Raw genomic sequence first — 25,354 nt, forward strand, 5'->3', positions numbered from 1 at the left:
TAAATTTATTATTTGATATTTATATATAACGCATATTGCATATATAGTATTTCTTAATGGGCCCTCATTTCAAAAAAAGCAGGACTGGGCTTTGTGGTGAGGCGGTTGTCAGCTCAAAATGTAAAACGTCGATCTGATGCATTCAGATCGACGTTTTTTAGCAGCATTTGTAAGTGCTCTAAATGCGACGCGCCTTTATAATTCAGATCGCGGCAAAGCCTTTTTCAAGATCTGCGATCAGGTCAGGCACATCTTCAAGGCCGATTTGCAGGCGAATGACCGGGCCTGGGTAATCACCCTTGGCAACGGTTCGATCTTTCAGCCCGACCTCGTTTGCCAGACTTTCATAGCCGCCCCATGAATAGCCCAAGCCAAAAATCGTCAGTGCATTGAGAAAAGCATGTGCTTCTTGTCGACAGCCACTCTTAAGCACAAAGGCAAACACGCCGGACGAGCCCTTGAAGTCGCGCTTCCACAATTCGTGGCCCGGATGGCTTTCAAGTGCCGGGTGCAATACGCGATCCACGGCTGGATGGCTTTCCAGCCAATGTGCAACCTCTAGCGCGCTCTTGCGATGATGTTCCAGACGAACACCCATCGTGCGTAGGCCACGCAGGATCTGATAGGCGTCATCAGGTGCTGCACACAGTCCAAGCGTGCCATGGGTTTCCAGCAACTGTGGCCAGCATTTCTCATTGGCCGAAATGGTTCCGAACAGAATGTCGGCATGGCCGGAGGGATATTTTGTGGATGCGTGGATGCTGATATCGACGCCAAAATCCAGCGGCTTGAAATACAACGGTGTTGCCCACGTGTTGTCCATCATGACGATGGCGCCAGCCTTGTGGGCTGCGTCAACGATTGCCGGAATGTCTTGTATTTCGAATGTGTTAGAGGCTGGCGATTCCGTAAATACCACTTTGGTGTTGGAACGCAAAAGCTTTGCAATGCCTGCGCCGATTTCCGGATCGTAGTATTCAACCTCAATGCTCATACGCTTCAGGATCGTATCAGCAAAGTGACGGGTCGGATTGTAGATCGAGTCGACAAACAGAACATGGTCGCCAGGCGATAGAAATGCCAGCAGAGGAATTGTGACAGCAGCCAGACCCGACGGGACGCAGACAGTTCCAGCAGAGCCCTCAAGGGCGTCGATTGCCTTGCATAAGGCTTCGCTGGTCGGGGTTCCGCGGGTGCCATAAGTGTATTTCTGATTGCCTGTCGCCATTGTTTGCGCATCAGGAAACAGGACCGTAGCAGCGCGCACGACCGGTGGATTAACGAAGCCGTGATAGTCGCGAGGCTCATACCCATCATGGGTCAAGCGTGTGTTTATGCCCAGCTTTTCTGTCTTGTCCTGCTTGTTAGTCACGAAATTGCCTCCAGGCCGTGTTGCATGCTGATCCACCGACTCTCCGTTGGAGAGTTTTGCAAACTTGTTTTTCAGTCGAAACAAGTTTGCAACGGAATGGGTTTGTGTCCGCTGACAGTGGACGCTCCAATTATTGGATAAAGCGCGCATGGGGCGGATGCAACATGGAGCTTTGTAACAGTGATAATGTTAATCAAAGAAAGAGTAATCCCGATATGCCCGATCTGAATGAGCGTAAGGCTACAAGCACTATCCTTTATCCGGTTCGTGCAGCATCGGAGCTGGTAAGGGCGCTTGTGAGGCCTGCTTATCCGGGTGCACCTTCCAGTTGGACGATGGAGATGACAGCACTCGTCGTGCTTCTCCCTTTTGTGCTGCTGGTATTGCATATTTGGGACGCACAGATTGTTCGTGCCGCGATGAACAGTGGTTTCATCGTCATGGAAGTGCTTCGCACGATTACCGATCTGATTCGTACGATTGTCTGGCTGGGCATAGGTATGATCGTTTGGCTCGTCACAGCGCTACTGCTTTCGCCTTCCGTCCGTCTTACCGCGCAGCAGATGCTCGTTCGTTTTCACAGCTGGGCGACACTTGTGCTTGCTTCGATTGTTGTCGGCAGTTTCCCAACCGAGATTGGTAAGCTTGTTATAGGGCGTGCACGCCCACTTCTGCTTGATGAACTGGGTTCGGCCTATTTCGCGCCGTTTCGCGGTGAGCACTCCTATGAAAGCTTTCCGTCTGGGCATTCCATGATGGCTGGTATCATGTTGGTATCACTGTGGATTTTCTTACCGCGCTGGCGATTTCTGACTGTGCCGGTTTGCATACTTTTCGTGATAAGCAGACTTGCTGCCGGTGCTCATTACCCGACTGATGTCGTGGCTGGACTGGCAATTGGCTTTATTGCGACATGGTGGACAGCTCGCTTTATGGCGACGCGAAATATTATTTTTTCTGTTGATGAAGATCAGATGATGCCACGCGTATGAGCGAGGCAAAAGTGAGGTGTTTGTCAACTGGCGCATCACTACGAAATAATCATAAACTATTGTTTTTATTTCATTATTTCGGTTAGCTTCTTTTTAAGCATAGCCTATTTCATAGGCAGAGCCATTTTACCCGAAAATTGGGAAATCATGTAAATTTCTGCATACGTCGCAACGTTTTTTTGGATGAACAGGCTTTTCTCCAGACGTTAATAGCTTGACCAAAACCAAAATATCGCCTTCGATAGAGTTGTGAAGGCGACAGGCATCTTACGCTCATAAAAACCAACAAGGGTCGATAACGGCTCCGGGCGGAGGATGGCTTGCGTAAAGCAGGGGTTGGGGGAGGTCGCACGACTGGTTCTTCAGCTTAATGCTAAAAATAAAGCAACAGGGACGATTGGGCTGTTTGGCTCGTCGATCTCCAGGGAACATAAAAGGTTGCAGACCAGATGAAAAAAACTGTTTTGACAGGGGTATTGGGTGCAGCGGCGTTGTTTGGCGCGGCTTCGGGAGCATCGGCAGACACGCTTTCTGATGTGAAGGCGAAGGGGTTCCTGCAGTGTGGCGTCAATACAGGTTTGCTTGGTTTCGCATCGCCAGATGACAAGGGCGAATGGTCGGGCTTTGACGTGGATTATTGCCGTGCGGTTGCCGCTGCCATTTTTGGCGATCCAACCAAAGTTAAGTTTACACCACTGAACGCGAAAGAACGATTTACTGCGCTGCAATCGGGCGAAGTGGACGTACTGATCCGCAACACCACTTGGACGATCAGCCGCGATACGTCGCTTGGCCTCGATTTTCCGGGCGTCAATTATTATGACGGCCAGGGCTTCATGATCAATTCCAAGAAGCTTTCGGGCATCAATTCCGCGCTTCAGCTTTCCGGCGCATCCATCTGCGTTCAGGCTGGCACGACCACCGAGTTGAACATGGCCGACTATTTCCGTGCCAACAAGATGGACTACAATCCGGTCGTCTTTGAAAAGCTCGAAGAAGCCAACGCGGCTTACGATTCCGGTCGTTGCGACGCTTACACGACTGATCAGTCCGGTCTGTACTCGACCCGCCTGACTCTGGCCAATCCAGACGATCACGTCGTTCTGCCGGAAATTATTTCCAAGGAACCGCTTGGACCAGCTGTCCGCCAGGGTGATTCCAAGTGGGCCGATGTTATCCGTTGGACCCACTATGCGTTGTTGAATGCTGAAGAGTTCGGCATCACCAAGGCAAATGTCGAAGAGATGAAAAACTCCGACAACCCGGAAATCAAGCGCTTGCTTGGCTCTGAAGCTGACACCAAGATTGGAACGGATCTCGGTCTCACCAATGATTGGGTCGTGAACATCATCAAGGGTGTTGGCAACTACGGCGAATTGTTCGAGCGCAATCTCGGCGCCGGTAGCCCGCTCAAGATTGCTCGTGGTCTGAATGCCCAGTGGACCAAGGGCGGTGTTCAGTACGGTATGCCTATCCGCTAAGGATTGTGCTCTTGTTGGATGATGTCAGGCGGGGGCAGTTATGCGCCCGCCGGATTTTTCGGCTCTGCGATACTGCGCAGAAGTAGCAAGTTCAGACATCCTTCGTGCAACCAGATCACAACTCAAGATCTGGCGCATCGTACCAAGCAATTTAACCCGCGCTTCGCACCCAATGTGCAGGCTGCACGGCTCGGCATTTAAACGTAACTGCTTTGAACTGATTATCCCGGTGGGGGTCGGGAGCGACAGCTATTTTTTCAAAGCTGATGCGAAGGCCGAAAGAAGACAGGAAACATATGGCTTCCTATTCCGCAACCGAACAACGCCGCAGCGGCGGTGGAACGTCTCTCCTGTATGATCCGCGCGTTCGCGGCATCTTTTATCAGGTTCTGGTGTTCGCCGCTGTTGTGGCCTCTATTTATTGGATCGTGGGTAACACGATCACTAATCTTCAACGCGCCAACATTGCCTCGGGCTTTGGCTTCCTGAACGGACGCGCGGGCTTCGATATCAGCCAGACGCTGATCTCCTATTCGAGCGATTCCACTTATGGCCGGGCAGTTCTCGTTGGTCTGCTGAACACGCTTTACGTCGCAGCTCTTGGTGTAGTTCTGGCCTCAGTTATTGGGTTTCTCGTCGGTATTGGCCGACTTTCACGCAACTGGCTGATCCGCAAAATCTGCATGGTCTATGTGGAGGTGTTCCGCAATATTCCGCCACTTCTGGTTATTTTCTTCTGGTACTTCGGCGTTCTTTCCGTTCTCCCACAAGCGCGTGAAAGTCTCTCATTACCGCTCGGAACATATCTGAACAATCGCGGCTTTTTCATGCCATCACCTGTATGGGGTGAGGGGGCATGGCTATTACCGGTAGCGCTGCTGCTGGGCATCGTGACTTCGTTTTTTGTCGCTCGCTGGGCAAAGCGCCGTCAGATGACAACCGGTCAGCCTTTTCATACGCTTCGTGTGTGTGCAGCGCTGATCATCGGTCTGCCGATCCTCGCGCTGATCGTGACAGGTTTTCCGATTACTTTCGATTTGCCGAAGCTTGGAACATTCAATCTGACAGGCGGCGCGCAGGTTAAGCCAGAATTTCTCGCTCTCCTGCTGGCCTTGTCGTTCTACACAGCCTCGTTCATTGCTGAAACTGTGCGTGCAGGCGTTCTTGGGGTGAACAAGGGGCAGACGGAAGCAGCCTATGCTGTTGGCCTCAGATCAGGGCAGACGATGCGCCTTATCATCGTGCCACAGGCATTGCGGATTATCATTCCGCCACTGTCGAGCCAGTATCTCAATCTTATCAAGAACTCCTCGCTCGCCATTGCCATCGGCTATCCGGATCTTGTGGCCGTCGGCGGAACGATTCTCAACCAGACCGGCCAGGCTGTGGAAGTCGTGGCAATCTGGATGGTTATCTATCTCAGCATTAGCCTTGTTACATCCGGTCTTATGAACTGGTTCAATGCCAAGATGGCGCTGGTGGAGAGATGACAATGGAAAACGCTGATCTCCAATATGTGCGCACGCAAATGGTCGAGGGCGAGACGCCGCCGCGGTCGGTTCAGGGCTTCTCGCACTGGCTGCGTGTCAATCTTTTTGCAACGCCGGTTGATGCCGCACTGACACTCTTCGGTCTCGCGATTGTGGCGTGGTTTCTCCCGTCAATGATCCAATGGCTATTCGTCAATGCAGCATGGACTGGTAGTGATCGCACGGCATGTCTGACTGTCGCGCAGGGTGGTGTGCAGCCGGAAGGCTGGTCGGGTGCCTGCTGGGCATTTGTGAACGCGAAGTACCAGCAATTCATCTATGGTCGTTATCCGTTTGAAGAACGGTGGCGCGTTAATCTGACGGCAGCACTGTTTGTCATTCTGCTGGTGCCGCTGATGATTCCGAAGGTCCCGCGCAAGACGATCAATGCCATCTTGTTTTTCCTTGTGTTTCCGGTGGTCGCATTCTTCCTTCTCGTCGGCGGCTGGTTTGGCTTGCGTTATGTCGAAACCTCGCTTTGGGGCGGTCTTCTGGTAACGCTTGTTCTGTCCTTCGTCGGTATTGCGGTTTCGTTACCACTCGGTGTGGTGCTTGCTCTCGGTCGACGTTCAAAGCTGCCGGTCATCAAAACCTTCTGCATCATCTTTATTGAAATGGTGCGCGGCGTGCCGCTGGTCACTGTGCTCTTCATGGCCAGCGTAATGCTTCCACTGTTTCTGCCACCGGGCGTGACCTTTGATAAGTTGATGCGTGCACTTATTGGTGTGGCACTCTTCGCGTCGGCCTATATGGCTGAAGTGGTACGTGGTGGCCTTCAGGCGATCCCACGCGGACAATATGAAGGCGCAGATGCTTTAGGTCTCAGTTATTGGCAGAAGACTAACCTGATCGTATTGCCACAGGCTTTGAAGCTGGTGATACCAGGTATTGTGAACACCTTCATCGGCCTTTTCAAGGATACAAGCCTTGTTTACATCATTGGCATGTTTGATCTTCTCGGTATCGTCCGTCAGAATTTCTCCGATGCCAACTGGGCTTCTCCACAGACACCTGCAACAGGACTGATCTTTGCGGGCTTTGTTTTCTGGATTTTCTGTTTCGCTATGTCGCGATACTCTATATTCATGGAACGAAGGCTCGACACGGGTCATAAACGATAAGAATCAAGGGAATAATGGAAATGAGTGCACAAAGCGCCCTCCCACAATCCGAGCTCGGTGTCGAAATCGACCGTAAAAAACATGAAGTATCGAAGACCGAAGTGGCCATCGAACTGAAGAATATGCACAAATGGTATGGGGAGTTTCACGTTCTGCGTGACATCAACCTGAAGGTCATGCGCGGCGAACGTATCGTTGTTGCGGGTCCGTCGGGCTCGGGCAAGTCGACGATGATCCGTTGCATCAACCGTCTGGAAGAACACCAGAAGGGCCAGATCATTGTTGATGGCATTGAACTCACCAACGATTTGAAGAAGATCGATGAAGTACGCCGCGAAGTCGGCATGGTGTTCCAGCATTTCAATCTCTTCCCGCATCTGACCATTTTGGAAAACTGCACCCTGGCACCGATTTGGGTACGCAAGATGCCAAAGAAGAAGGCGGAAGAAATCGCCATGCATTATCTGGCGCGCGTGAAAATTCCGGAACAGGCCAACAAATATCCGGGCCAGCTTTCAGGCGGCCAGCAGCAGCGTGTGGCGATTGCCCGTGCGCTTTGCATGAACCCGAAGGTCATGCTGTTCGACGAGCCGACCTCGGCGCTCGATCCGGAAATGGTCAAGGAAGTGCTGGATACGATGGTGAGTCTTGCCGATGAAGGCATGACCATGATCTGTGTGACGCACGAAATGGGCTTTGCGCGTCAGGTTGCCAATCGTGTGATCTTCATGGATCAGGGCCAGATCGTCGAACAGAATTCGCCTGCCGAGTTCTTCGACAATCCACAACATGAGCGCACCAAGCTGTTCCTGAGCCAGATTCTGCACTAATCCGGTTGAGTACCTTGCATTAAAAACACCCGCCAGAGATGATCTGGCGGGTGTTTTCTTTTAGGTTGGGTGTGATGGCTTATTCGTCGTGCGGACCCTGGCAAAATTGAATGCGATTGCCGAACGGATCGATGACAGCCATTACACGGCCCCACGGTGCATTCTCGATGCCGGGCCGCATATAGCGATACCCCCGCGAATTGACTTCCTTCTGGAATTCCTCGACGCCTTGCATACGGACGAAAATGTTTGCGCCTGGACTACCATCGCCGTGATGTTCGCTTAGATGAAGCACCAGATCGCCACGCGAAACCTGCATATAAAGCGGCATTCCCTCTGCAAAGCGATGTTCCCAATCGAGCGTAAAGCCCAGAAAGCCGACATAGAAATCCTTGGCTTTCTCGATATCGAAAATGCGGAAGATAGGGCAGGTCTGTTCAAAATGGATTGTCATTCCGGCTGGCCTTTGCAACTGGTATTTCATCTTCGATAAATGAGGTAATCGTGACAGAGTATGGTTGGACGGAACATCTGGAGCCAGAGCAATATCGCGAGTTCCACGCTTTTTACAGCAAAGAATGGTGGACCGCCGCACGCAGCTTTGAGGATGTTTCGCATATGCTCACGCATTGCGATCTTACGCTGTTCAGACGCGATGCAAATGGAGCGGTTGTCGGTTTCGCACGTGTGCTGAGCGACTTCACCTTCAAGGCTATGATTTTTGATGTGATCGTGGCTGAACAGTGCCGCGGCCAAGGGCTTGGACAGGCTCTCGTCCAGCGCATTATCAACCACGAAAAACTGCAGGGGGTGAAAAGTTTCGAGCTTTATTGTCCCGAAAGGCTCACCCCTTTTTACGAAAAGTTCGGCTTTGTGAAGGGCACTTCGACCCTGCTGTTCTATCAACGATGAATTAGTCTTCAACAAAGCGGCGCAGACGCTGCAGTGCATCGTCCCACTGCGAGGAAACGGTGGCGAGATAAGCTCTGGCATCGACAAGCGGGGTAGGGCAAAGCCGGAAGCGGCTCTCTCTGCCCACTTTGTCGCGCTCAACCAGTCCTGCTTGTTCAAGCACCGAAAGATGCTTGGTCATTCCCTGCCTGCTGATGCTGCCGTTTTGCGAAAGTGAGACGATTGAGCGGCTTTCGCCATCACTCAAGGTCTCGATCAGCGCCAGCCGGGTAGGATCGGCCAGCGCTGCAAAAATGGCAGACATGTTTCCTGATTGCGTGAACGAGGCTTCGGTCATTTGTTTTCGAGGTATTCCTTTATATTCTGCATTTGCTCTTCCCACCCACCAGTATTCATTCGAAGAGCTATTGGGCGACGGTCAGCCGGTAGCGCGTCGAAGCCTGTTTCGATGACGGTAAGCCTTGTACCGGATTCAATTTCCCTAAGCTTGAACTCCACCAGTGTCTGCGGCTCTTTAGAGTAATCAGCATCGGTTTCAACCGCATAAGGATGCCAGGTGAAGGCAAAATAATGCGGAGCTTTCATGTCCTTGATGAAGGACGTCCATTTGGTATCGCCGCATCCGTCAAACGTAAAGTGACCAGTCGAAGGGGTGTCTACGATAAATGGCCCATCAATTTTGACTTTGAACCATTCACCGAACTCCTCGTGATCAGTGAGTGCGCGCCACACGCGATCAATGCCCGCGCGAAGGTCCACAGTCTTCTCTATCCGGTCTGTTACTAATGCCGTTGTCATGGTCTACATCCTTTCAAATTAGCAACTGAATGGTTGCCAATTTACACGATCCGAATCAAAAAGCAACCAAAAGGTTGCATTTAATTAATCGTGCGGAGATGCTTTGGCTGGAAGAGGAAAAAGCATAACGAACTTTTCCGCTAAAACGCGGTCGCCTTTGAGTGTGAGCACATTTGCAGCTTCAAGAGCCGGGAGGGGTTGCCCGCCGTAAATGGCTGCAGCCATCATGCGAGGCGAGCTTTCAAAGGCGATGTCATATTGCTCAGCTTTGCCGCGCACAATCTCCAGTTTGCTGCCTTGCAAATGCGCGATGAAATCTTCTCCATCCAGTCGAAGCCCAATAGTGGCTTTCAGGCCTTTTGAAAGACCGGGATCGATCATGGTTCTGAGAGAAAGCAGGAACGAAGTGGTCGAGATTGGCAAGTTCGGATCATGGCTGGGTGAACGCGCTGCCCACCGGCCAAGCGTCTGTAGGATGGGTTCAGCCTCATAGCCCCATGCGGTCAGTTCGTAGACTTGCACTGAAGCAGGAGGTGGGAGCTTCGATTTGCGTAAGATACCGGCTTCTTCCAGCCCCTCAAGCCGCTGGGTGAGGACATTGGCGCTTATGCCCGGTAGGTCGGCGCGTAAATCGCTGAAGCGTTTAGGGCCAAACATCAATTCGCGAATGACGAGCAAGGCCCAACGTTCACCAATCAAATCAAGGGCATGGGCTGCAGCGCATGCATCATCATAGCTGCGTCTTGCAGTGGGTTGTTCATTTTTAGTTACTTTTTCTAACTTCATAGTTGCTAATTATAACTTATCTGTCATTGTGTGCAAGCAAACTTACGCTGGTTGGGGCTAGCCACTGCATTGAACCCAACTATATCGCCAAGGGGATCGGGCGGGCGATAGAAAACCAAAATTAAAAATGGGTGTTTCAAGCCCACCAATGGAGGAATAACATGCCTAAGTTGATTTTCGTGAACCTGCCCGTCAAAGACGTTGCTCGTTCCACCAGCTTTTATGAAGCGATTGGTGCGACCAAAAATCCGATGTTTTCGGATGAAACAGGATCCTGCATGGTGTTCTCTGACACCATCCACGCGATGGTCCTCAGCCATGACAAGTTCAGCCAGTTCACGCCAAAGAAGATTTCTGATGCGAATGCTACAAGCGAAGTGTTGATCTGCTTATCAGCGGACAGCAAGGCGGAAGTGGATGAAACAATTGAGAAAGCCGTGAAGGCTGGCGGTCGGGCCGACCCTGCTGCCAAGCAGGATTATGGTTTCATGTATGGTCGCAGCTTTGAAGACCTTGATGGCCATATATGGGAACTGATGTGGATGGATATGGAAGCCGCTGCCAAAGCTATGGGCTAAATCTGGAGCATTTTCAGCAAAAGTGCGAAGCGGTTTTGCGTGGGATAATGCGAAAAATAAACAGAGCATTTTCTGCAAAAGTGCGTGAGCTTTTTGCGCGGAATAATGCGGAAACGAAATAGAGCGGTTCCACGATTAATATCAGCGGGAACCGTTCTAAAAGACAGGGGGCTGAGACATATGGGAGGAGAAATCCATGTCTGGTTTAAATGTCTGCCTCTGGTTTGATAACAAGGCCGAAGAGGCAGCTAATTATTACGTGTCGCTCTTCCGTGATTTGGGAAGGCCTGCATCAATTGATGGTTTTATCCGCTTTGAACATGGTCATCAAACTGGCGGTACGGATGTCGTGACCGCAAACTTTACGCTGGACGGACAGGCGATGACCGCTCTGAATGGTGGACCGGAGTTCAAGTTCAATCTGGCCACATCGCTTATTCTGAAATGTAAGGATCAGGCAGAGCTTGATGCATTTTGGGACAGGTTGCTGGAAGGTGGCTCGCCAATGGAATGCAGTTGGCTTACGGATAAATATGGTTTTGCCTGGCAAATTGTGCCGGAATTTCTGCTCGATATCCTGCAAGACGGTGCGCCGGACGTCAGACAGCGTGTCGCAAATGCCATGATGACAATGGTCAAGATCGATATTGCAACGTTGGAAGCAGCGCGCGACGCGCGTTAATTTCGCACGGCCGCAACAGCATCATAGCCATAAAGCCAGTCCAGATCTTTCAGGAAACTATCCGGGCTGCGCATGGCAAAGAGCATGTTGCGGCCGAGCGCAAAGACGCCGGTTGAGTGATAGGCAAACTTATTCAGCTGCCCTCGTTTGGCGACAGCAGCAATCCGTTCCTTGCGTACTTTGTCGAAATGCTGAAGCGCTGCCGTTTGATCGGTCGCATCCAATGCTTCCGCAAGTGCTGCGGCATCTTCAATGGCCATGGCTGCACCTTGCGCCCCAAAAGGCGTAACAGCATGAGAAGCATCGCCGAGCAGAATCGTGCGTCCTTCGCAGACAAATTGCGCGTCTGGCATCTCGAACAATGGCCAGTAAGTCCATTCTGGCGCTGTAGCGATCACATCACGGACCGCCGGATGCCAGTTCTGGTAAATTGATTTGAGCCGCTCGCGATCTCCGGCCTTTGACCAGCCTTCGCCCGGGTTTTCACCACCCGTTATTGCGACGAAGTTGAAATACGCCCCACCTTTGACCGGATAGGCGATAAAATGAACCTGTTTGCCCAACCATGCCGATACAGCCTTTTTGAGCGGCAGCGCATTGATAAAAGTTGCGGGCAAATCAGTGGTAGCGATAGTGCTGCGCCACGCGATGTGTCCGCTGTAGCGGGCTTTGCTATGTGCAGCATTGGCCCGCTCTGCCGACCACACGCCGTCGCATCCAAGGAGATGGTGCGCCTTGATAGTCTCGGTTAAATTTCCGCGGCGAACCTCAGCCTCTATCTCTTGGCCAATAAGTTCGTGTCGAGTGATTTCCGAGCCAAGATTAATGTTTATGGCAGGATTTTCTAGGCAAGCAGCAAGAAGAGCGGATTGCAGATCGGCGCGGTGGCAGACGAGGTAAGGATGGTGCCAGCGTTTGAGCGCTTTATCGCCAAGCTCCATCGCGAGAAGGGGGCGTGCGCTGCGACTATCAACGAGGAAAAGTGCTTCGGGCGCGACAGCTTGTGTGGAAAGCCTGTCTGCAATACCAAGACGTTGCAGATGGCGCATGGCATTCGGGGCCAGTTGCAGGCCCGCGCCAACCTCAGAGAGCACAGTGGCTTTTTCGAAAAGCTCTACTGACCAGTCTCTGGCTGCAAGCTCAAGCGCTGCACTTAATCCTGCAACGCCCGCTCCTGCAATCAATATGCGCCCTTTGCCCAAGTTACTTTCAGGCAGCTTTGTCGGCAGGAGCTTCGTAGACGCAGCCCGCTGGAACAGTTTCGTCAGCATGAAGCTGCGCATTGTAGCGATAGAGCGTCGAGCAATAAGGGCAGACGACTTCGCTCTCATCACCCATGTCGAGGAAGACATGTGGATGATCGAAAGGAGGATTCGCGCCGACGCACATGAATTCCTTCACGCCGATTTCAATGGCATTATGGCCAGCGTCATTCTGGAAGTGTGGGATGATGTGATCGGACATGATACGCTCCGGTGCTTGTGGATCGCGACATCTGAATAGGATGGCTATTTGGGGTGGGTTTACCGCGAACGGCTTGTTTCTGGAAGCGTTTTCATCAATTCTGAAGACATTTCAAGCGGTTTGCTATCAAACTGTCATATGACAGCCATAGGCTTATGGTCGCGCCGGGATTTTCCGGTAAAAGCCGGGACAGGAAAAATGAACGAAAACAGCGTTATGGCACCCCAAACCACCGATTTGGCCTCCAATGCGAGCAGCAAGGCAGCAAATGATGTTTCTGCGGGTAAGAATGGCAGCAAAGTTCAAAACGCTCACGAAGCTTTGAACGATGACAAGACATCTGCGCTGATGCAAAGCCCCGAGCGCTTCGTCAATCGCGAGTTTTCCTGGCTTCAGTTCAATCGTCGCGTTCTGGAAGAAGCTGCGAATATCAGCCAGCCACTGCTGGAACGCCTGCGATTTCTGTCCATTTCGGCCGCCAATCTGGATGAGTTTTTCATGGTCCGCATTGCCGGACTTGCTGCACAGGTGCGTGCTGGCGTTGCCATGCGCAGCGCGGATGGCCGCACACCCCAAGAGCAGCTTGATTTCGTTCTGGAGGAGGTAGGGCGCCTTCAGGAAGGCCAGCAGGAGCGTTTGCGCACGCTGCGCGAAGAGCTTGAAAAAGAAAGCATAGAGATCGTGCGGGCTTCGGCTTTGTCGAAGCCGGAGAAGGATTGGCTTGAGAACCATTTCCTTGAGACGATTTTCCCGGTTCTGACCCCGCTTTCCATCGACCCGGCCCATCCGTTTCCGTTTATTCCAAATCTCGGCTTTTCCATTGCATTGCAATTGGCGCGTCGTCTCGACAGCCATCCGATGACCGCACTCCTGCGCATTCCTGTTGCGCTGAAGCGTTTCATCCAGCTTCCGACCGAGCAGCAGAATGCTTACCGCTTCATCACGATTGAAGACGCAGTCAGCTTGTTCATCGGGCGCCTTTTCCCAGGTTATGAAGTGCGTGGCGCAGGAACGTTCCGCATCATTCGTGACAGCGATATCGAAGTGGAAGAAGAGGCGGAAGATCTGGTGCGCCTTTTTGAGACCGCATTGAAGCGTCGTCGGCGCGGTCAGGTTATCCGTATCGAGTTTGACTCCGAAATTCCTGAAGCGCTGCGCGTGTTCGTTGCGACCGAGCTTGGCGTATCGGAAAACCGGATCAGCGTTCTGGAAGGCCTCCTCGCGCTCAACATGATTTCGGAAATTGTGTCGATTCCCCGCGATGATCTCAAGTTCATATCCTACAATCCACGCTTCCCTGAGCGTATTCGTGAACATGGCGGCGATTGCTTTGCGGCGATTCGCGAAAAGGACATTGTTGTCCACCACCCATATGAATCATTCGACGTTGTGGTACAGTTTCTGCGTCAGGCGGCCGCAGACCCGGATGTGCTGGCTATCAAGCAGACGCTTTATCGAACCTCCAATGACAGCCCGATCGTGCGCGCGCTGGTGGATGCCGCAGAAGCTGGTAAGTCAGTCACAGCACTCGTCGAGCTGAAGGCGCGCTTCGACGAAGAGGCCAATATTCGCTGGGCACGCGATCTTGAACGCGCTGGCGTGCAGGTTGTGTTCGGCTTCATTGAACTGAAAACGCATGCGAAGATGTCACTCGTGGTGCGCCGTGAAGACCAGAGACTGCGCACCTATGTGCATCTTGGCACCGGCAATTATCACCCGATCACCGCACGAATTTATACCGATCTGTCGTTCTTTACATCCGATCCGGATATTGCGCGCGATGTGGCACATATCTTCAATTTCATCACCGGCTATGCGCAGCCGGCTGAAGAGATGAAAATCGCTATTTCACCGCTGACGCTTCGCACGCGAATCCTCAAGCATATCGAGGACGAAATCACCAATGCGAAGGCCGGACAGCCTGCTGCGATCTGGATGAAGATGAATTCGCTCGTCGATCCACAGATTATTGATGCGCTCTATAAGGCAAGTCAGGCAGGCGTTCACATCGATCTGGTGGTGCGTGGCATATGTTGCCTGCGACCGGGCGTTCCTGGCCTGTCGGATAACATCCGCGCGAAGTCCATCGTTGGCCGTTTTCTTGAGCATAGTCGCATATTCTGCTTTGGAAACGGGCATGATCTGCCTTCTGGCAAGGCAATCGTCTATTTCGGTTCCGCCGATATGATGCCACGCAATCTCGACCGTCGCGTTGAGACTTTGGTGCCCATTACCAACGCCACCGTGCATCAGCAAATCCTGTCGCAGATTATGTTTGCCAACATAATTGATAACCAGCAGAGCTATCAGCTACTTGCGGATGGCACCTCTCGCCGGATAGAAAAAGAAGATGGAGAGGAAGCTTTCAACGCGCAGGAATATTTCATGACAAATCCAAGCTTGTCGGGTCGCGGAAAGTCGCTGAAGTCATCTGCCCCCCGCCTTATTGCGCATCGTAAACGCGCGCAGGCGGAAAGAAACACGACTTCATGAGTCCAGCAATCGCACAAGGCCGCTTAAAAGGCCTCAAGCCCGTCGCAGTCATCGACATTGGGTCCAACTCGATTCGTGTCGTGGTTTATGAAGGCATCGTTCGTTCGCCAACGGTGCTTTTTAACGAAAAGCTACTCTGCGGTCTTGGCAAAGGATTGGCCAAGACCGGTAAGCTTAATGAAAAATCTGTCGATATAGCATTGCGCGCATTGAAACGGTTTCGCGTTCTGGCCGAACAGGCTGGCGCGATTTCCATTCATGCGCTGGCAACTGCAGCTGCGCGCGAAGCGAAGAACGGTCCCGATTTTATCGCGCAGGCTGAAGCCATTCTCGGGCGGCATATCGAAGTCTTGTCCGGCAAGGAAGAAGCCTATTATTCCGCGCTCGGCATTATTTCGGGGTTCTACAAGCCACAGGGGGTAACGGGCGATCTTGGTGGCGGCAGCCTTGAATTGGTCAGCGTCAACGATCACGAAGTCGGCGAGGGGATTACGCTTCCGCTTGGCGGACTTCGGTTGCAGGACATGTCCAACGAACAGCTTCCTGAGGCGGCCAAAATCACCCGTACGGAGCTCGCGCGTGCAACGCTGCTTGAACAGCATCAGGGAGAGGTGTTCTACGCTGTTGGCGGTACGTGGCGAAATCTTGCCAAGCTGCATATGACTGCAAAGCACTATACGCTTCATGTCATGCATGGCTATGAGATGGACCCGGTAGAAGCGCAGAGTTTCCTCAAGCGTGTTGCGAAAGGCAATCTCGACACGATGCGCGGCATCGAAGCCGTGTCGAAAAATCGCCGTCAGCTTCTTGCTTATGGCGCGACCGTTCTGCTTGAAACCATCCGTCGCATGAAACCATCCAAGATCGTGTTTTCGGCTCTCGGTGTGCGTGAAGGATATCTTTATTCGTTGCTGCCGAAGAATGAGCAGAGGCTGGATCCTCTGCTGGCATCGGCGGAAGAGCTGGCAATCCTGCGTTCGCGTTCACCGCGTCACGCACGCGAACTTGCAACATGGACGACGCTTTCTTTGCCGGTTCTCGGATTTGACGAGACCGAAGACGAAAGCCGTTATCGGCAGGCCGCATGCCTTGTGGCCGATATAAGCTGGCGTGCACATCCTGATTATCGTGGCTCGCAGGCACTGAACATCATTGCGCATGGTTCTTTCGGTGGTATTGATCATCCGGGCCGTTCTTTCATGGCACTGGCAAATTACTATCGTCATGAGGGACTGGTCGAAGACGAGATTGCGCCGGAGATTTTGCAGCTTGCAACGCCGCGTCTGCGCGAGCGAGCCAGACTGCTGGGTGCGCTGCTACGCGTTATCTATCTGCTTTCAGCGTCCATGCCGGGCGTGATTCCGCGCCTTTACTGGCGTGAAGAGGATAACGGCATTGCGCTGGTTGTGCCTGGAGATCTGGCAGATTTGATTTCGGATCGGCCTGAAGGACGTTTGCAACAGCTTGCAAAGCTCACAGGAAAAAACCTGTATTTTGCCGTCGGCGATAGCGCCATTGAAGCAAACGAGCATCATTGAAAAAGATGATCTGGAAATTAAAAGGCCGGCTGGAGCTTCCTCCGCCGGCCTTTTTGCTTAGAGCGCGTTTCGATCTGATTGGATCAGATAGAAACGCGCTCTAAATATTTGTTTTAACGCGCATCCCGAAAATCGTTTCACACTTTTCGGGATGCGCTCTAGTCCAGTTCGACCGCCTGAATGCGACGGTTTTCAAATTTGATACCGATCTTGCCAGCGATAAGGTCGAGTGCCTTTTGCCCGAAGACTTCCCGTCGCCAGCCGTGCAATGCAGGCACATTGGCGTTTTCGCCTTCTGCTGCGATCTTGTCGATATCATCGGAATTTGCGACGATCTTTGCAGCAACACCGTGTTCTTCGGTCACAAGCTTCAGCAACACTTTAAGAATATCTCCCGCTGCTGCACTGCCTTCAGGCGAATGCGACTGCTTTGGCAGACGCGGTAGGTCTTCTTTTGGAATAGCCAGTGCGGCCTGAACGGCAGTCACAAGACCTGCTGCCTGAGCTGAGCGTTCCCAACCTTTTGGAATCGAGCGAAGACGGCCCAGCGCTTCCGCATCTTTTGGTTGCTGCTGAGCGATTTCCGCAATCGTATCGTCCTTGATGACGCGGCCGCGCGGAACATTGCGCTCGCGCGCTTCGCGTTCGCGCCACGCTGCAACGGACTGCACAATTGCAAGTTCAATCGGCTTGCGCATCCGGGTTTTAACGCGCTTCCACGCATCGTCCGGATGTAGGTCATAGGTTTCTCGCGCGCTGAGTACGGCCATTTCCTCATTGACCCACTCGCTGCGACCCTCTTTCTCCAGTTCTGCTTTCAAGTAGAGATAGATGTCGCGCAGATAGGTAACGTCAGCCAGCGCATAATCGAGCTGCTTGTCAGAAAGCGGGCGACGGCGCCAATCGGTAAAGCGGGACGACTTGTCGAGCTGCTTGCCAGTTACTTTCTGAACCAGTGCATCATAGGAAATCGCGTCGCCAAAGCCGCAAACCATCGCAGCCACCTGGCTGTCGAAGATGGGAGCAGGGATCAGGTTTCCAAGATGGAAGACAATTTCGATATCCTGACGTGCGGCGTGGAAAACCTTGACCACTTTTTCATCGGCCATCAACCGGAAGAATGGTGCAAGATCGAGGCCGGGAGCCAGTGCATCCACCAATGCAGTGTGGTCGGGAGAAGCCATCTGAATGAGGCAGAGCTCCGGCCAGAAGGTCGTTTCCCGAATAAATTCGGTATCGACAGTCACAAAGTCGGATTTGGCGAGGGCGGATACGGCCTCTTCAAGGGCCTCTGTTGTCGTAATGAGCTGCATGTTCTTCTTTTTAGACAAAGGCGGGCCGCTTGTCGCGCCGCAAGAATGATATTGCGAGGGAATAACACGGAAATAGTGATTTTTGTCGACATATTCTGTCAAGCTGGTTTAACACAGACAGTGTCGGCTTGACAAAGCGTGAGCAAAATGCGCTTTTCCGCCCGAATTTGCAGCGCTTTGCCTGCACAAGATTATTGAGTTCCAAAAGGCAGAAATCATGCACCGTTATCGCAGCCACACCTGCGCAGCCCTTCGCAAATCGGATGTTGGTTCCAAAGTCCGTCTGTCTGGCTGGGTTCATCGCGTCCGTGACCATGGCGGCATTCTCTTCATCGACATTCGCGATCATTATGGCCTGACGCAGGTTGTTGCTGATCCTGATTCGCCCGCGTTCAAGATTGCTGAAACTGTTCGTGGCGAGTGGGTTATTCGCGTCGACGGTGAAGTGAAGGCGCGTGCAGACGAAGCGGTAAACGCGAACCTTCCGACCGGTGAAGTCGAAATCTTTGCAACTGAGATTGAAGTTCTCGCTGCTGCCAAGGAATTGCCATTGCCGGTCTTTGGTGAGCCGGATTATCCCGAAGATATCCGCCTCAAGTACCGTTTCCTCGACCTGCGTCGTGAAACGCTGCACAAAAACATCATGAGCCGCACGAAAATCATTGCAGCGATGCGTCGCCGCATGACCGAAATCGGCTTCAACGAGTTTTCGACGCCGATCCTGACGGCTTCGTCGCCGGAAGGCGCGCGCGACTTCCTCGTACCGAGCCGTATTCACGAAGGCAAGTTCTACGCGCTGCCGCAGGCTCCACAGCAGTACAAGCAGCTTCTGATGGTTGCCGGTTTCGATCGTTACTTCCAGATTGCACCTTGCTTCCGCGATGAAGACCCGCGTGCCGACCGTCTGCCGGGCGAATTCTACCAGCTCGACCTCGAAATGAGCTTCGTGACCCAGGAAGAAATCTGGGAAACGATGGAGCCAGTCATGCGCGGCATCTTTGAAGAGTTTGCCGAAGGTAAACCAGTCACGCAGCAGTTCCGCCGCATCGCTTATGATGATGCGATCCGCACCTATGGTTCGGACAAGCCAGACCTGCGCAACCCAATTGAAATGCAGGCTGTGACCGAGCATTTTGCAGGTTCGGGCTTCAAGGTCTTCGCGAACATGATCGCCAACGACCCTAAGGTTGAAGTATGGGCCATTCCGGCTAAGACCGGCGGCAGCCGCGCATTCTGTGACCGCATGAATTCATGGGCACAGGGTGAAGGTCAGCCTGGCCTCGGCTACATCTTCTGGCGCAAAGAAGGCGACAAGCTCGAAGGCGCTGGTCCGATTGCCAAGAACATCGGCGAAGAACGCACTGAAGCCCTCCGCAACCAGCTTGGTCTCGGTGATGGCGATGCCTGTTTCTTCGTGGCCGGCCAGCCATCGAAGTTCTACAAGTTTGCAGGCGACGCACGCACCCGTGCTGGTGAAGAACTGAACCTCGTTGATCGCGAGCGTTTTGAACTGGCGTGGATCATCGACTTCCCGTTCTACGAATGGGACGAAGACAACAAGAAGCTCGACTTCGCACACAACCCGTTCTCGATGCCGCAGGGTGGCATGGAAGCGCTGGAAACACAGGATCCGCTCACACTCAAGGCTTACCAGTATGATCTGGTCTGTAACGGCTTTGAAATCGCTTCGGGTTCGATCCGTAACCAGCTGCCGGATGTCATGGTTAAAGCGTTCGAAAAGGTAGGCCTCAGCCAGCAGGACGTGGAAGAGCGCTTCGGTGGTCTTTACCGTGCGTTCCAGTATGGCGCGCCTCCACATGGCGGCATGGCTGCCGGTGTTGACCGCGTGATCATGCTGCTGGTTGGTGCAAAGAATCTGCGCGAAATCTCGTTGTTCCCGATGAATCAGCAGGCGCTCGATCTTCTCATGAATGCGCCTTCGGATGTAACGCCAGCACAGCTGCGTGATCTGCACATTCGTCTGGCGCCGACTCAGAAGAGCTGATCCATCTAAGATTTAAAACAGAAAAGCCCGGTCGCAAGACCGGGCTTTTTGTTTGGCTTAGAGCGCATCCCGAAAAGTGTGAAACGGTTTTCGGACAAAGATGCGCGTTAAAACAAATATTTAGAGCGCCGATCTGATCCAATCAGATCGAAACGCGCTCTAATGAAAAGGCAAAAAGAAAACCCGGTGAGCGGAACTCACCGGGCTTCTCTTCATTAGCATCAATCTGATTAGTTGTTGGCTTCAACGCCAACTTTCAGAAGCTGAATGATTTTCGTTGGATCGAGCGAAGCGGTCGCAACGATGGATGCGAAGCTAACCGACTGGTCAGGCGAAGCGGAAATCGTCAGCGACTTTGGATCATCGAAGTACTTTTCAGCTGCGGCCTTGAGCTGCTGAGCAAACTCAGGGTTCTTGAGCTGTGTTGCCATCAGCGGAACCATCATCTTGAGCTGTTCGCCCAGCTGCTTGCCATCCGCACCCTGCTGCTTGCCGTAATATTCGAGCAGTTTTTGCGTCAGTGTTTCGTTATCGAAGCGGATTGTCAGGTTCTTGAGGCTCAGCTGTTCAGCCAGACCGAGAAGTGCCAAACCAGCGGCATCTTTTTCTGCATCGGCTTTGGTCATGTTTTCCTGTGTCTTCTGCAGAGCTTCGACAAAGGAAAGATCGTAGCCGTCGATAGCGCCCGTCAGGTTGATCTTGCCAAGGTCCTTGGCATCGATTTCAAACTGATCCAACGTCGCATTGCCGGAAGTTGGCTGCCATGTGCCCTTCGAATTGATCGAACCTTTGAGTGCGTTCATATCGAGCGGAGCAAGTGGATTCTTGCCGTTCTTCTCGAAAACTGCATCGATATCGGCGATTGTCAGCGCGTAGTCGATCTTTTCGGTCTTGTTGGCCGAGTTCAGCGTCACTTCCATGCCCTTGATCAGGGCGCCATCTTTGCCTGGAGTGCCAACCGAAAATTCGTCGATCTTCATCTTGTCGTAGAAGACCATCTTGGCGAGCGGGCCTTCGGCTTTCTCGGATGGAAGAACAACGTTCTCCATCGAAATGCCTTTGATCGTGGCCTTATCGTTCTTGTCCGCGCCTTCCGGAGCGAAGGCCATATCTGCAACCGAAACTTTTTCGATGCTATAGCCGCCTTCTGGCGTGTCCTGCACGTTTTCGAGCGTTATATCGCCGACAGGCGTCGCGCGGTCAGAAACGGTGGGCAGCTTGATTGTTGTGCCTTTGAGCAAAATGTTGTCGCCGTCAGCCTGAACTTCGGCGAAGTTCAGCTCTCCGCCCTGCTTTGTATAGAGGGCCTTGACGCGCTCTGCGACTGCATTTGCATCTGCAGCCATTGCCGCACTGCCAAGAACAAGCGAGAGCGCGGTGCTTGCGGCGAAGACACGCACGGCCTGCTTGCTAACAACGAAAACCTTCATTTATTGGCTCCTGATCATTTGGTAAATTTTAGATAGCCTTCATAAGCCTTTACGCAAGGAAAAACAGCCCGTTTCGTTCGCGCCATGATTGCTGTGGAGAAAACATCCACAATTCCTCTATAGATGCTTAATGACGGCAACATTGCGACGAATGTACTGGATTGGTTCTCATCGCTACTTGCTGACGAATCGCGCAATTGGTACTGAGAAGTATGGGTAAAAGTCTGATTCCGCCGGGCGACGGCGAAGAACATATCGAACGGGTCGATCTTAAGTCGGCCCTCGAGGAGCGCTACCTCGCTTATGCGCTGTCCACGATCATGCATCGTGCGCTGCCGGATGTGCGCGACGGTTTGAAGCCGGTTCATCGCCGCATAATGCATGCCATGCGTCTGTTACGGCTCAATCCCGATCAGGCCTACGCAAAATGTGCACGTATTGTCGGCGACGTGATGGGCAAGTTCCACCCGCACGGCGATGCTTCGATCTATGATGCGCTGGTGCGTCTTGCTCAGGATTTTGCAGTGCGCTATCCGCTCGTGGACGGACAGGGCAATTTCGGCAATATCGATGGCGATAATGCCGCCGCGATGCGTTATACCGAAGCGCGTATGACTGAAGTGGCAACGCTGTTGCTTGAGGGCATTACCGAAAATGCTATCGACTTCCGCCCGACCTATAACGAAGAAGACGAGGAACCTATCGTTCTTCCGGGTGCTTTCCCGAATCTTCTTGCCAACGGATCGGCCGGTATCGCGGTTGGCATGGCCACCAATATTCCACCGCATAACGTAGCTGAACTTTGCTCGTCGGCTCTTTATCTCATCAATCATCCTGATGCGTCGGTGGAAGAACTCATCACTTCCCCAGAACAGTGGGAAGAGTTGAAGAAGGAAGCGGAGAGCGACCCGGCTGCACTTCTCAAGTGCAAAGTGCGCGGCCCGGATTTCCCGACCGGCGGCATTCTGGTTGAAGACCATGCCAACATTGTCGAAGCCTATCGCACAGGGCGTGGTTCTTTCCGCGCACGTGCGCGTTGGGAGAAGGAAGAGGGGAATCGCGGAACCTGGGTTATCGTTGTAACCGAGATCCCATATCAGGTGCAGAAATCGCGCCTGATCGAGAAGATTGCGGAGCTGCTTCTCGCAAAGAAGCTGCCGTTGCTCGATGATATTCGTGATGAGTCTGCCGAAGATATCCGCATCGTTCTGGAACCCAAGAACCGCACGGTCGATCCAGAACTGCTGATGGAATCGCTGTTCAAGCTGACTGAGCTTGAGAACCGCGTTTCGCTCAACATGAACGTGCTCTCGCACGGCAAAGTGCCGAATGTTCTGTCACTGGGCGGCGTGCTGCGTGAATGGCTGGAACACCGCAAGGAAGTGCTGGTTCGCCGTTCCGAATATCGTTTGGCGGAAATTGAGAAACGTCTGGAAATCCTGGGCGGTTTCCTGAAGGCTTACCTCAATCTCGATGAAGTCATTCGCATCATTCGTGAAGAGGATGAACCGAAGCAGGAGCTGATGCGGTTCTTCGATCTGACGGATAATCAGGCCGAAGCAATCCTCAACATGCGCCTGCGTTCCTTGCGCAAACTTGAAGAGTTTGAAATCCGCAAGGAGTTCGACGGTCTGACTGCTGAGAAAACTGATCTTGAAGGCCTGCTCGCTTCGGGCACGCGCCAGTGGAAGAAGATCAGTGCCGAGATTAAGGCAGTACGCGAGAAATTTGGCCCGGCTACAAAACTGGGTAAGCGTCGCAGCACTTTTGCTGAAGCGCCGACTCATGATCTCGAAGACATTCATCAGGCGATGATTGAACGCGAGCCAGTGACCATTGTCGTGTCTGAAAAAGGCTGGCTGCGTGCAATGAAGGGGCATCTGGCTGACTTCTCCACGCTGGCTTTCAAAGAAGGTGACAAGCTCAAGCTCGCTTTCCATGCGGAGACGACAGACAAAATTCTGTTGGTCACGACAGGCGGAAAATTCTTCACTATTGGTGCGAACACGCTTCCCGGCGGTCGTGGCCACGGCGAGCCGATTCGTATTCTGGTCGATATGGAGAACGATCAGGATATCCTGACAGCCTTCGTGCATGACCCTCAAGCCAGGCTTCTTCTGGTTTCTCATGAGGGTAATGGTTTCATCGTTCCGGAAAATGAGGCCGTCGCCAATACCCGCAAGGGTAAGCAGGTGATGAACGTGAAAGTCCCGGACGAGACAAAGCTGTGCCAACGCATTTCGGGCGATCACATTGCAGTGGTGGGTGAAAACCGGAAGATGGTTGTCTTCCCGCTTTCAGAAATCCCGGAAATGACACGCGGCAAGGGCGTGCGCCTGCAGAAGTACAAGGACGGCGGCGTGTCCGATGTCCGTACCTTTGCGATTGCTGAGGGCCTGTCATGGCAGGATTCAGCAGATCGCACCTTCAATCGCAGCAAGGAAGAGCTTGTCGAGTGGATTGCTGCCCGCGCGTCCGCAGGGCGTTTGGTGCCCAAGGGGTTCCCGCGTTCGGGTAAGTTCTAAGGTTTAGATGCAAATAAAAAGGGCGGCTTTTAAGCCGCCTTTTCTCTGTTTATCTCTCAAACCTCTGCCAGCCGCGTGGGCCGAGATGCTCCTGCGGCCTGAAGCGCGTCTTATATTGCATCTTGCGTGACCCTTCGACCCAATAGCCGAGATAGACATGCGGCAAGCCAGCGGCTCGTGCACGTTGGATATGATCGAGGATCATGAAAGTTCCGAGCGAACGCTCATGCATATGCGGAGAGAAGAACGAATAGACCATAGATAGGCCATCTGCCATCACGTCAGTGAGGGCTACTGCGATCAGCTCTCCGTCGCCCTTGGCACTGATAAAGCTGTCCGGCCCGCGTCTGCGATATTCAATAATCTGCGTGTTGACGTGCGTATCTTCCACCATCATTGCGTAATCTAGTACCGTCATATCGGACATGCCGCCGGAGTGGTGACGTGCATCCAGATAGTCGCGGAAGAGTGCATATTGTTCGGTGCTTGGCTGCGCTTTGTGCTGGCGACCGATGAGATCGCGATTATGGTTCCAGACTCGGCGCATACTCCGGTTCATCTCAAATTCGCCAGTCAGAATTCGTACCGAAACGCAGGCGCGGCAAAGCTCGCAGGCTGGTCGATAGGCAATGTTCTGGGAGCGGCGAAAGCCGCCTTGTGTCAGCAGATCATTGATCTCGCTGGCTTTGTCGCCGACGAGATGTGTGAAAACTTTCCGCTCCAGCTGACCCTCAAGATAAGGGCAAGGCGATGGAGCCGTTAGAAAAAACTGCGGAGACTGTTGCGGTTGATGGGTCATTCAATATCCACGAAACGGCAATACCGGACCATCACGATGAGTTATTTTACGCACGTCTCCCAAAACCGGTTCCCACTTTCGGGAGACATGCTCTAAAGATTGAGCCGGCTGCACAAAACGTCAATAGACATTTTGTGCAGCCGGCCCTGAATTTTTTTGATGCTTGATTTAGCGGTCCGAACGGATGACTGCTGTTCCAAGCAAGAGGTCGTGCACAGTACGCTTACGGTCAATCACCAGTGTAGCCAACAGAATGAACGGCGTAAGCACGACATTCAGGCCCCAGAACAGGACCGTATGAACCACCGCCAGCATAGGGTCGACTGTACCGCCTTCAAGTCGAACCAGCTTGATATTCATCATCTGCATACCCTTGGTGGCCTGCTGAGGCCCGCCGAGTGTACGCGATATATAAAACAAAGCGGCAACCGGGAACATGATGGCATAGAGCGCCCATCCCAAAGAGAGGGTGACAATGCCCAGAATGAAGATCACGATTGCCACTGGAATGCAGAGCAAAAAGACGATCAGATAGTCGATGAGGAAAGCCATGATACGGCGTGTACGTACGCCTTCAAAAAATGCGCGGCTTTCGTAACGCGGCCCCATTATTTCGCCGTGCAGAATATGGTCGGACATTGTCCCTTCCAGTCGTTAAAACGAGAAGCGTCCGGAAAAATAAACCCGTCCGCTGTTCCGCACTACG

The 25,354-nt window shown here is 52.7% G+C and carries 23 protein-coding genes; 12 read left to right on the forward strand and 11 right to left on the reverse strand.

The window, feature by feature from the left end; translation table 11 throughout:
- Positions 1 to 202: 202 nt before the first annotated feature.
- Positions 203 to 1,372 carry a cystathionine beta-lyase gene (locus ACSME1_RS10785; RefSeq protein ID WP_024897390.1) on the reverse strand — a complete coding sequence of 390 codons (1,170 nt, stop codon included), beginning with the start codon at positions 1,370 to 1,372 and terminating at the stop codon, positions 203 to 205.
- 215 nt (positions 1,373 to 1,587) lie between these two features.
- Here ACSME1_RS10785 and lpxE point away from each other — a divergent pair, with 215 nt between their 5' ends.
- The 5 genes from lpxE (at position 1,588) to ACSME1_RS10810 (ending at position 7,325) form a co-directional block, all read left to right on the forward strand.
- Complete coding sequence (gene lpxE, locus ACSME1_RS10790; RefSeq protein WP_036567185.1) at positions 1,588 to 2,364, forward strand: lipid A 1-phosphatase LpxE; 777 nt, start codon at positions 1,588 to 1,590, stop codon at positions 2,362 to 2,364.
- Between the two features lie 449 nt (positions 2,365 to 2,813).
- On the forward strand, positions 2,814 to 3,845 hold the full coding sequence (locus ACSME1_RS10795) for an amino acid ABC transporter substrate-binding protein (protein WP_024897392.1): 1,032 nt from the start codon (positions 2,814 to 2,816) through the stop codon (positions 3,843 to 3,845).
- Between the two features lie 296 nt (positions 3,846 to 4,141).
- Positions 4,142 to 5,335, forward strand: coding sequence for an amino acid ABC transporter permease (locus tag ACSME1_RS10800; RefSeq protein WP_024897393.1), 1,194 nt, complete (start codon positions 4,142 to 4,144; stop codon positions 5,333 to 5,335).
- Positions 5,336 to 5,337: 2 nt separating this feature from the next.
- Positions 5,338 to 6,495 carry an amino acid ABC transporter permease gene (locus ACSME1_RS10805; RefSeq protein WP_036567189.1) on the forward strand — a complete coding sequence of 386 codons (1,158 nt, stop codon included), beginning with the start codon at positions 5,338 to 5,340 and terminating at the stop codon, positions 6,493 to 6,495.
- 20 nt (positions 6,496 to 6,515) lie between these two features.
- Positions 6,516 to 7,325, forward strand: coding sequence for an amino acid ABC transporter ATP-binding protein (locus ACSME1_RS10810; protein ID WP_051514753.1), 810 nt, complete (start codon positions 6,516 to 6,518; stop codon positions 7,323 to 7,325).
- Positions 7,326 to 7,404: 79 nt separating this feature from the next.
- On the opposite strand, the gene ACSME1_RS10815 is transcribed toward ACSME1_RS10810, so the two are convergent.
- Positions 7,405 to 7,779, reverse strand: a complete 375-nt coding sequence (locus ACSME1_RS10815; protein ID WP_105706784.1) for a glyoxalase superfamily protein — start codon at positions 7,777 to 7,779, stop codon at positions 7,405 to 7,407.
- A gap of 50 nt (positions 7,780 to 7,829) precedes the next feature.
- On the opposite strand from ACSME1_RS10815, the gene ACSME1_RS10820 reads away from it, so the two are divergent.
- Positions 7,830 to 8,237, forward strand: coding sequence for a GNAT family N-acetyltransferase (locus tag ACSME1_RS10820; RefSeq protein WP_105706826.1), 408 nt, complete (start codon positions 7,830 to 7,832; stop codon positions 8,235 to 8,237).
- 1 nt (position 8,238) lies between these two features.
- Here the strand turns inward: ACSME1_RS10820 and ACSME1_RS10825 are convergent, their stop codons facing one another.
- The 3 genes from ACSME1_RS10825 to ACSME1_RS10835 form a co-directional block, all read right to left on the reverse strand.
- Complete coding sequence (locus tag ACSME1_RS10825) at positions 8,239 to 8,574, reverse strand: ArsR/SmtB family transcription factor (RefSeq protein ID WP_105706782.1); 336 nt, start codon at positions 8,572 to 8,574, stop codon at positions 8,239 to 8,241.
- Positions 8,571 to 9,035 (reverse strand): SRPBCC family protein, encoded by a 465-nt coding sequence (locus ACSME1_RS10830; RefSeq protein WP_024897399.1) that lies wholly within the window; start codon positions 9,033 to 9,035, stop codon positions 8,571 to 8,573. The genes ACSME1_RS10825 and ACSME1_RS10830 overlap by 4 nt, the downstream gene beginning before the upstream one ends.
- Positions 9,036 to 9,119: 84 nt before the next feature.
- The gene (locus ACSME1_RS10835) at positions 9,120 to 9,821 is read right to left on the reverse strand and encodes a winged helix-turn-helix transcriptional regulator (protein WP_105706780.1); all 702 of its coding nucleotides are present in this window, start codon (positions 9,819 to 9,821) and stop codon (positions 9,120 to 9,122) included.
- A 161-nt stretch (positions 9,822 to 9,982) separates the two neighbouring features.
- On the opposite strand from ACSME1_RS10835, the gene ACSME1_RS10840 reads away from it, so the two are divergent.
- Together ACSME1_RS10840 and ACSME1_RS10845 are read left to right on the forward strand one after the other, a co-directional pair.
- Entirely contained in the window at positions 9,983 to 10,399 is a 417-nt protein-coding gene (locus ACSME1_RS10840; protein WP_100559326.1) for a VOC family protein, read from the forward strand.
- 196 nt (positions 10,400 to 10,595) lie between these two features.
- On the forward strand, positions 10,596 to 11,081 hold the full coding sequence (locus ACSME1_RS10845; protein ID WP_105706778.1) for a VOC family protein: 486 nt from the start codon (positions 10,596 to 10,598) through the stop codon (positions 11,079 to 11,081).
- Here ACSME1_RS10845 and ACSME1_RS10850 read toward each other — a convergent pair.
- Positions 11,078 to 12,283, reverse strand: a complete 1,206-nt coding sequence (locus ACSME1_RS10850; RefSeq protein ID WP_435654955.1) for an FAD-binding protein — start codon at positions 12,281 to 12,283, stop codon at positions 11,078 to 11,080. The two genes, ACSME1_RS10845 and ACSME1_RS10850, sit on opposite strands and share 4 nt — an antisense overlap.
- A 7-nt stretch (positions 12,284 to 12,290) precedes the next feature.
- Positions 12,291 to 12,545, reverse strand: coding sequence for a zinc-finger domain-containing protein (locus tag ACSME1_RS10855; protein WP_024897404.1), 255 nt, complete (start codon positions 12,543 to 12,545; stop codon positions 12,291 to 12,293).
- A gap of 348 nt (positions 12,546 to 12,893) precedes the next feature.
- Here ACSME1_RS10855 and ACSME1_RS10860 point away from each other — a divergent pair, with 348 nt between their 5' ends.
- Complete coding sequence (locus tag ACSME1_RS10860) at positions 12,894 to 15,038, forward strand: RNA degradosome polyphosphate kinase (protein ID WP_235822356.1); 2,145 nt, start codon at positions 12,894 to 12,896, stop codon at positions 15,036 to 15,038.
- Positions 15,035 to 16,576 carry an exopolyphosphatase gene (gene ppx / locus ACSME1_RS10865; protein ID WP_024897406.1) on the forward strand — a complete coding sequence of 514 codons (1,542 nt, stop codon included), beginning with the start codon at positions 15,035 to 15,037 and terminating at the stop codon, positions 16,574 to 16,576. The genes ACSME1_RS10860 and ppx overlap by 4 nt, the downstream gene beginning before the upstream one ends.
- Before the next feature lie 158 nt (positions 16,577 to 16,734).
- On the opposite strand, the gene rnd is transcribed toward ppx, so the two are convergent.
- The gene (gene rnd / locus ACSME1_RS10870; protein WP_105706776.1) at positions 16,735 to 17,889 is read right to left on the reverse strand and encodes a ribonuclease D; all 1,155 of its coding nucleotides are present in this window, start codon (positions 17,887 to 17,889) and stop codon (positions 16,735 to 16,737) included.
- Between the two features lie 217 nt (positions 17,890 to 18,106).
- Between rnd and aspS the strand changes: the two genes are divergently transcribed.
- The gene (gene aspS / locus ACSME1_RS10875) at positions 18,107 to 19,894 is read left to right on the forward strand and encodes an aspartate--tRNA ligase (RefSeq protein WP_105706774.1); all 1,788 of its coding nucleotides are present in this window, start codon (positions 18,107 to 18,109) and stop codon (positions 19,892 to 19,894) included.
- A gap of 230 nt (positions 19,895 to 20,124) precedes the next feature.
- On the opposite strand, the gene ACSME1_RS10880 is transcribed toward aspS, so the two are convergent.
- Positions 20,125 to 21,324: a hypothetical protein gene (locus ACSME1_RS10880; protein WP_105706773.1), complete on the reverse strand. Its 1,200-nt coding sequence runs from the start codon at positions 21,322 to 21,324 to the stop codon at positions 20,125 to 20,127.
- A 212-nt stretch (positions 21,325 to 21,536) separates the two neighbouring features.
- Between ACSME1_RS10880 and ACSME1_RS10885 the strand changes: the two genes are divergently transcribed.
- Entirely contained in the window at positions 21,537 to 23,849 is a 2,313-nt protein-coding gene (locus tag ACSME1_RS10885; protein ID WP_024897410.1) for a DNA topoisomerase IV subunit A, read from the forward strand.
- A gap of 49 nt (positions 23,850 to 23,898) precedes the next feature.
- Here the strand turns inward: ACSME1_RS10885 and ACSME1_RS10890 are convergent, their stop codons facing one another.
- Both ACSME1_RS10890 and ACSME1_RS10895 read right to left on the reverse strand, forming a co-directional pair.
- A complete protein-coding gene (locus ACSME1_RS10890; protein ID WP_024897411.1) occupies positions 23,899 to 24,648 on the reverse strand; it encodes an arginyltransferase in 750 nt (249 codons plus the stop codon).
- Between the two features lie 168 nt (positions 24,649 to 24,816).
- Positions 24,817 to 25,287: an RDD family protein gene (locus tag ACSME1_RS10895; protein ID WP_105706771.1), complete on the reverse strand. Its 471-nt coding sequence runs from the start codon at positions 25,285 to 25,287 to the stop codon at positions 24,817 to 24,819.
- Between the last annotated feature and the right edge of the window lie 67 nt (positions 25,288 to 25,354).

The organism is Brucella pituitosa, assembly GCF_965577835.1.
Taxonomy (GTDB): Bacteria; Pseudomonadota; Alphaproteobacteria; order Rhizobiales; family Rhizobiaceae; genus Brucella; species Brucella pituitosa.